At 41.4% G+C, this 2,581-nt stretch carries 2 protein-coding genes; one reads left to right on the top strand and one right to left on the bottom strand.

What is annotated here, in order from left to right:
* Positions 1-649, top strand: a 649-nt coding sequence (locus EYW48_RS20775; RefSeq protein WP_277433003.1) for a group II intron maturase-specific domain-containing protein, incomplete at its 5' end; no start/stop codon positions are given.
* Between the two features lie 271 nt (positions 650-920).
* Here the strand turns inward: EYW48_RS20775 and EYW48_RS20770 are convergent.
* Positions 921-2,228, bottom strand: coding sequence for an IS4-like element ISVa16 family transposase (locus EYW48_RS20770; protein ID WP_064624465.1), 1,308 nt, complete (start codon positions 2,226-2,228; stop codon positions 921-923).
* Positions 2,229-2,581: the final 353 nt, after the last annotated feature.

Raw genomic sequence — 2,581 nt, 5'->3', positions numbered from 1 at the left:
CTGTGCTTCAAAGGAAGTGCTGGAGAACGATATTAAACCGTTGATTGCTGATTTCTTAGCAGAAAGAGGCTTAACACTCTCCGAAGAGAAAACGCACATTACCCATATCAGCCGTGGTTTTGACTTCCTAGGTTTTAATCATAGGAAGTACAAAGGAAAACTGCTCATTAAACCGAGTAAATCCAACACTTTGATGCTCTTGAGTAACTTGCGCGAACTCATCAAAAAGCACGCAACCATCCCCGTTAACGATTTAATCAAGTTGATAAATCCGAAACTCAGGGGTTGGTCGAATTACTATCGACACTGCGTTGCAAAACAGGTATTCGGATTTGTAGGTCACAAGCTATTCCATACGTTATGGCACTGGGCTAAAAGGCGTCATCCAACAAAATCTAGAACTTGGATCGCCCTTAAATACTTCATCAACCGTCAAGGTCAATGGCAATTTCACGGTTGGCAGAAGATCATGAATATGGATTGTCAGCTCAATCTGTTCCAAATAGCTAAGGTGCCAATAGAGAGACATGTGAAAATCAGGAGTGCCGCTACGCCTTTTGATCCTCAATACCAAGAATACTTGGCTAAGAGAAAATCAAAGAAGCCATGCCGTAACTCTTGGCATGAGCCTGCTCTCGCTGCTTTATAAGTTGCTGGGTGCCATCAGGTGCCTTTGTGAAGGCTTGAGCCTAGTGCGGTGAAAGTTGCACGCTGGGTTCTTAGAGGGACGACACTTGGTAACAGGTGTCGTCTACTCGACATAAACAAGTCAACACGAACCTTGTTGATTTAAGGGCATAAAATGAATTGTAGAAGTCAATAGAGCTAGTAATGGGTGTGTCACCATGCACATCCTTAGTGATGGTCTATCCAACATATGAGTACAAAAAAAGCGAGCACTAAGCTCTAATGCCGTTCACTTAAGAGTGAACGGCATTTTTGTTCTTAGCATACCGTTGTGGTCTAGGCTTAACTGTTCTAGGGAATGTTCTTTCCCTTCGCCCTTCAAGTATTAAGCTTTCAGCCATGTTGTGAAAACCCTTTAACTGACGAGGTATTGCTCCTGGTGTTGAGTAAGGTAAGCCTACAAGTAACGCAGATACATGAGCTAATGTGCCGTTAAAACTCAGTTGATAAGGAAGGTAGTTTCCCTTTAAATTGAAGCAGAGCTCTACCATCTGATATCGAATTAAATTGTAAGTAAGCAAGATGCCCCATAACTCCTGCTTTACCAACTCTGGTAAACGACTTCGCAGCGTGAGACGGTTTCCAAGCATGTATTGTTTTTGCTCTCGGTAGCCTAGCTCTATCTCCCAACGATGCTCATAAAGACCAGTAATATCTTTTGATGGGTAACGCAGCGGATCTGTCATAGAAGTTAATACTTGGTAGTCTTTTCCTTTAATTTTACGAGTGACAAGTCGAGCGGTTATCGACTTTGGTAAATCAGACCATCGCTTTCTAGCTCTTGGATTACTGTGTAATTGAACAAGTTTGTCATTTCGCCCTAAAGATTGAACAATGTCATATTGTGTATTTTTCTTGAGGGGAATAAGCCAATGGCGCTCTGAGCCAGAGTCTTGCCATTTATGTAATAAGCCTAAAGAATAGAACCCCTTATCGAACATTGTCACGCTATGATTCGGTGTTGTTTCTATCAGTTTTTCAGCTAATACCATTTCGTTTGTATTGTAGTTATCAAAAGCACTGGCCGTGATAATATGACTGCTTAGTTCCATTTGGCAGACCATTCTCACTTGCGGATATTGTGTCCCTTTTTGTCGAGAAAATGCATTTTCATTTTGCGGGTTATCGGGCGTGCGCCAAACCACTCCATCGACGCCAAGAAGCGTTAATCCATTCCACTGGGGTAACTTTGCACTTTTTAACCATGAGGTCGTCATTCGCTCAAAGACCGCTTTAATTGCGCCTTCACCCAACGTCTTTCGACGTTGAGTCAACGCACTCGGTGCGACAAAAGCTTTACCCGTACGATCGACAATATCAAGCTGGTTAACTAAGTCTTTCATGGATTTATTGTTATAGATAGCCATTCCAACAAGTAACCAAACCATGGATTCTAGAGTTAATTTCCTCTTTCTCATCGTGACGGTATCAGTAAGAGAATAAGCTTCGTTGATGAGGTCAATTGGAAGTAAGTCAGACAAAGTCTCAACGTTGCTAGGTTTCCAATCATTAATTATGTTTAGAGCTTGAGAAACATCCATAAAAAAATCCAAGTGCATTAAATACACTTGGATTTTGACAGCTCTGAAGGATCGTTCAACCGATCACTTTGGCCTTAACTGATCGGCATTAGAGCACTAAGCTCGCTTTTATCTATTTGATTTTAAATTTAATTATAGCAACTCAACCGACTGTTGAGCGATCACGAATTCTTCGTTAGTTGGGTTTCTATTAGTATCATAAATGCTTTAATGCACCACCTGAAACAGAAGTGGTCCCCAATTTTCGGACATGACTTTAAGTGGTCGATCTGTTTTGATAGTACCCAACAATACAGGGACAGATTATGACTAGAAAACGTAGAAATCACTCTCCTGAGTTTAAAGCTAAGGTG

It is taken from the genome of Vibrio sp. 1180_3 (assembly GCF_029478545.1).
Lineage (GTDB): Bacteria > Pseudomonadota > Gammaproteobacteria > Enterobacterales > Vibrionaceae > Vibrio > Vibrio aestuarianus.
This window is presented reverse-complemented; position numbering and strand designations above follow the sequence as displayed.

What these genes read in the sequence shown, in the direction of transcription:
- EYW48_RS20770 (WP_064624465.1), bottom strand. Translation starts at nt 2,228, where the DNA reads ATGGATGTTTCTCAAGCTCTAAACATAATTAATGATTGGAAACCTAGC.